4 protein-coding genes are annotated in these 4,003 nt (G+C 55.9%); all 4 read left to right on the top strand.

What is annotated here, in order from left to right; genetic code table 11:
• A partial coding sequence (locus AC06ND_RS09655; RefSeq protein WP_475678768.1) for an MFS transporter occupies window positions 1-661 on the top strand: 661 nt, incomplete at its 5' end.
• A gap of 82 nt (window positions 662-743) precedes the next feature.
• The gene (locus AC06ND_RS09650) at window positions 744-1,466 is read left to right on the top strand and encodes an ABC transporter ATP-binding protein (protein WP_475678767.1); all 723 of its coding nucleotides are present in this window, start codon (window positions 744-746) and stop codon (window positions 1,464-1,466) included.
• A 4-nt stretch (window positions 1,467-1,470) separates the two neighbouring features.
• A complete protein-coding gene (locus tag AC06ND_RS09645; RefSeq protein WP_475678766.1) occupies window positions 1,471-2,736 on the top strand; it encodes an ABC transporter permease in 1,266 nt (421 codons plus the stop codon).
• Between the two features lies 1 nt (window position 2,737).
• A complete protein-coding gene (locus tag AC06ND_RS09640; protein ID WP_475678765.1) occupies window positions 2,738-3,970 on the top strand; it encodes an ABC transporter permease in 1,233 nt (410 codons plus the stop codon).
• Window positions 3,971-4,003 lie beyond the last annotated feature (33 nt).

Genomic DNA, 4,003 nt, shown 5'->3' with positions numbered 1-4,003 from the left:
CATATCCGACCATGGTGAGATAAGCCGGGAGAACCGCTCCAGGTTCTCCGACATACTCAAGGTTCTCGGGAACCCGAGGTTCATCATGCTGGGACTCCTCTGCGTGTCCTTCTACTGCTGCGTCAGCTCATTCAAGAAGTTCGGAACCGCGGTAGTGATCCCACGCTTCGGAATAGAAGCTTCCACCGCCGGCACCATGGTCGCCATGATTCCTTTCTTCACGATAGTGTTCACTCCGCTGTTCGGCGTGCTCGTCGACAAGGTGGGAAAGGCGACGCTCTGGATGATCTCGGGTGCGCTCTGCGTGCTCCTGGGCCATCTCACCATCGCGTTCGCACCGCAGGGAGTGGCATTCTTCGGCTACCTAGGAATCGGTTTCCTCGGCATAGGATACTCCCTCGTGCCATCAGCCATGTGGCCTTCGGTACCGAAGATCATCCCGGAGAAGAACCTCGGAACGGCATACTCGCTGATCTACTGGATACAGAACATGGGCCTCTACTTCGTGCCGAAGGTTGTCGGCAGGATATTCTCCAGCCCGAGCAACGCTACCGAGCTCGAAGCGGTGGCGAAAGTGGAGTGGCTATTCATCGCCCTTGGCCTCACTGCGATAACTGTAGCCATCGTCCTCAGGATCATAAAGCTGCCTCAGGACGAATAATTACGATTTTTTGTAACTTTCTGCACATCCTTGCGTCTAAATGGCATAACTTTGGTGACAGGCAACACCTGAAATTAACGCTATGCTTCTAGAACTCAAGGACGTCAACAAGACATACGATAACGGACAGCCCCTGCATGTGCTGAAGGGTATCGACCTCAGCATAGACAGGGGTGAATTCGTGTCCATCATGGGCTCATCCGGATCGGGTAAGTCCACCCTCCTCAACATCCTGGGAATCCTGGACGATTACGACACAGGCGAATACTGGCTCGATGGGAAACTGATCAAGGGTCTCACCGAGAAGCAGGCTGCGGACTACAGGAACCACATGATAGGTTTCATCTTCCAGTCATTCAACCTCATCAGCTTCAAGACCGCCGTCGAGAACGTCGAGCTGCCGCTCTTCTATCAGGGAGTCGGCCGCAGCAAGAGACATGCGATGGCGATGGAATACCTCGACCGCCTAGGACTCGCAGACTGGGCCCAGCACTATCCGAACGAGATGTCGGGCGGACAGAAGCAGCGCGTGGCCATCGCCAGGGCGCTGATCACCAATCCTCAGATCATCCTCGCGGACGAGCCCACCGGAGCGCTTGACTCGAAGACTTCGGTAGAAGTGATGGAGCTTCTCGGACGCCTCAATAGGGAGGAAGGCGTCACTATCATCGTCGTCACCCATGAGAGCGGAGTCGCAAACTGCACCAACAAGATCGTGCACATCAAGGACGGTCTGATCGGCAACATCGAGATGAACGACCTCCACAACGCATCCGCGTTCGGAACATCAACCATAATGAAGTAGCGAGATGTTCGACCTGCTGAACGAAATATGGGAATCCGTGCGTCGCAACAAGCTGCGAACCTGCCTGACCGGCTTCGCCGTGGCTTGGGGCATCTTCATGCTCATCATTCTCCTCGGTGCAGGAAACGGCCTGAAGAACAACATGAAGGCGAACATGGCGGACGTACAGATGAACAACATGACCATCTATCCGGGCCAGACTTCAGTCGCGTTCGACGGGCTGCAGCAGGGACGGCGCATAAGACTGGATGACGAGGACACGAAGATCACCGCAAGCCCGCAGTTCGCGGACAACATCGACGAGGTCGCCCCTATCGTCCATGCATCGAACCTGACCATCAGCAACGGGAAAAGCCATTTCACCACCTCTCTGACCGGCGTGACTCCCCTCTCGGACAAGATCCGGCCGGAGAAGATACTGGCCGGCCGCTACATCAACGAGAACGACTTGAGGCACGAGAGAAAGAGCATAGTCATGTCCCAGGCCGACATCGAGCGCCTCTTCGGAGAGAACATCAATATCGAAAGGATAATAGGAAAGAGAGTGAAGGTAGACGATTACTCCTTCGTCATCGTCGGCATCTACAAGACCGACAACAGCATGATGGAATCGGACACCTATGTGCCATATACCACCCTCAGGACCGTATTCGCAAAGGGAGATCACCCGGACAGGATCATCTTCACCTTCCACGGACTCGACTCCGAGCAGGCGAACGACGAGTTCGAGGCCCGCTACAGGGCCGTCATCAACAAGCACCACAGGGCTGACCCATCCGACAGAGGTGCGCTGTGGATAAGGAACAGCTTCAAGCAGAACCTTCAGATGGACATGGGAATGGGCATAGTCACCACCGCACTGTGGATCGTGGGTCTGTTCACCCTGCTCAGCGGCGTCGTCGGAGTATCGAACATCATGCTCATCACGGTCAAGGAGCGCACGCACGAATTCGGAATCAGGAAGGCCATCGGCGCATCACCTGCCAGCATAGTGAAGCTCATCATCGCGGAGAGCGTCAGCATAACGGCGGTGTTCGGATACATAGGCATGCTGCTGGGCATGCTGGGATGCGAATACATGAACACCATCTTCAACGGAGACCTGGAGATCATGGGCGAGCACATCGTGACGTCCGGAGACTGCTCCGTAGGACTCGACGTCGCGATCGAGGCGACCATAGTACTTATCGTGGCAGGAACCATAGCAGGGCTCATCCCGGCCCTGAAGGCGGGGCGTGTAAGACCAATAGAGGCATTGAGGGCAGACTAGCATGAGATTCGACGTAGATTCATACAGAGAGGTGTTCGACACGCTGACCAGGAACAAGAGCAGGAGCCTGCTCACCGGTTTCGGCGTGTTCTGGGGACTGTTCATGCTCCTGTTCATGCTCGGCGGAGGACAGGGAGTGAAGGCGAAGCTGATGAGCAACTTCGAGGGCTTCGCGACCAACTCGACCTTCCTCTTCGCGTCCGAGACGACAAAGCCGTACAAGGGCATGCAGGAGGGACGGACATGGAATCTCACCGTCAAGGACATAGAGAGGCTGAAGATCATGGTCCCAGAGCTGGAGGTCGTGACCCCGACCATAGCTGTCTGGGGCGGGAATGCGGTCAACGGCGAGCTTTCGGCAAGCTGCTCGATCAAAGGCGTGCGCCCTGAATACTCTCGTATCGAGACCCCTGACCTAAGGTACGGAAGGTACATAAACTCCGTCGACGAGGCCAACGCACGCAAGGTCTGCGTCATAGGAAAGAAGATTTACGAGACCCTCTTCCCGGACGGCGGGGATCCTTGCGGAACCTTCATCCAGGTGGGATCCAGCTATTACCAGATAGTCGGAGTCGACAACAACAGCGGAAATATCAGCATCAACGGAAGTGCCGACGAGACCGTCAGCATCCCGCTCACCCTCGCCCAGCAGATATACCACCGAGGCGAGAACGTGGACCTTATATGCATGATAGGAAAGGACGGGGTCAAGATGTCCTCGCTGGAGAAAAGGATACGAAAGATCATCGCACGCGAGCACCTCTTCGACGAGACTGACAAGCCGGCCGTGTTCGTCCTGAACGCGGAAGAGATATTCACCCTGGTCGACAACATCTTCCGGGGAGTGGACATGCTGATATGGCTCATAGGACTCGGCACCCTGCTCGCCGGTGCGATAGGCGTCAGCAACATCATGATGGTGACCGTCAAGGAAAGGACGGTCGAGATAGGAATACGCCGCGCGATAGGCGCGACACCTTCGGACATATTGGGCCAGATCATGTCAGAGAGCGTCCTTCTGACCATGGTATCGGGCCTTGCAAGCATAGTATTCACCGTCGGCATACTGGCGATGGTGGAGGCAGGGGTGAACGACGGCACTCCGTTCCAGATCAGCTTCGGTCTCGCCGTCGGCGCGGCTCTGCTGCTGACCATACTGGGACTCGCCGCCGGACTCGCACCGGCGATGAGGGCCATGCACATCAAGCCTGTGGACGCAATGAGAGATGAATAAAAAACGAAAAACGATATGAAGAAGATCATCAAG

The organism is Candidatus Cryptobacteroides sp. (assembly GCF_056207615.1).
The sequence above is the reverse complement of the archived record's forward strand: the minus strand, read 5'-3'. Positions and strand labels throughout refer to the sequence as shown.

What these genes read in the sequence shown, in the direction of transcription:
- AC06ND_RS09650 (WP_475678767.1), top strand. Translation starts at nt 744, where the DNA reads ATGCTTCTAGAACTCAAGGACGTCAACAAGACATACGATAACGGACAG.
- AC06ND_RS09640 (WP_475678765.1), top strand. Translation starts at nt 2,738, where the DNA reads ATGAGATTCGACGTAGATTCATACAGAGAGGTGTTCGACACGCTGACC.
- AC06ND_RS09645 (WP_475678766.1), top strand. Translation starts at nt 1,471, where the DNA reads ATGTTCGACCTGCTGAACGAAATATGGGAATCCGTGCGTCGCAACAAG.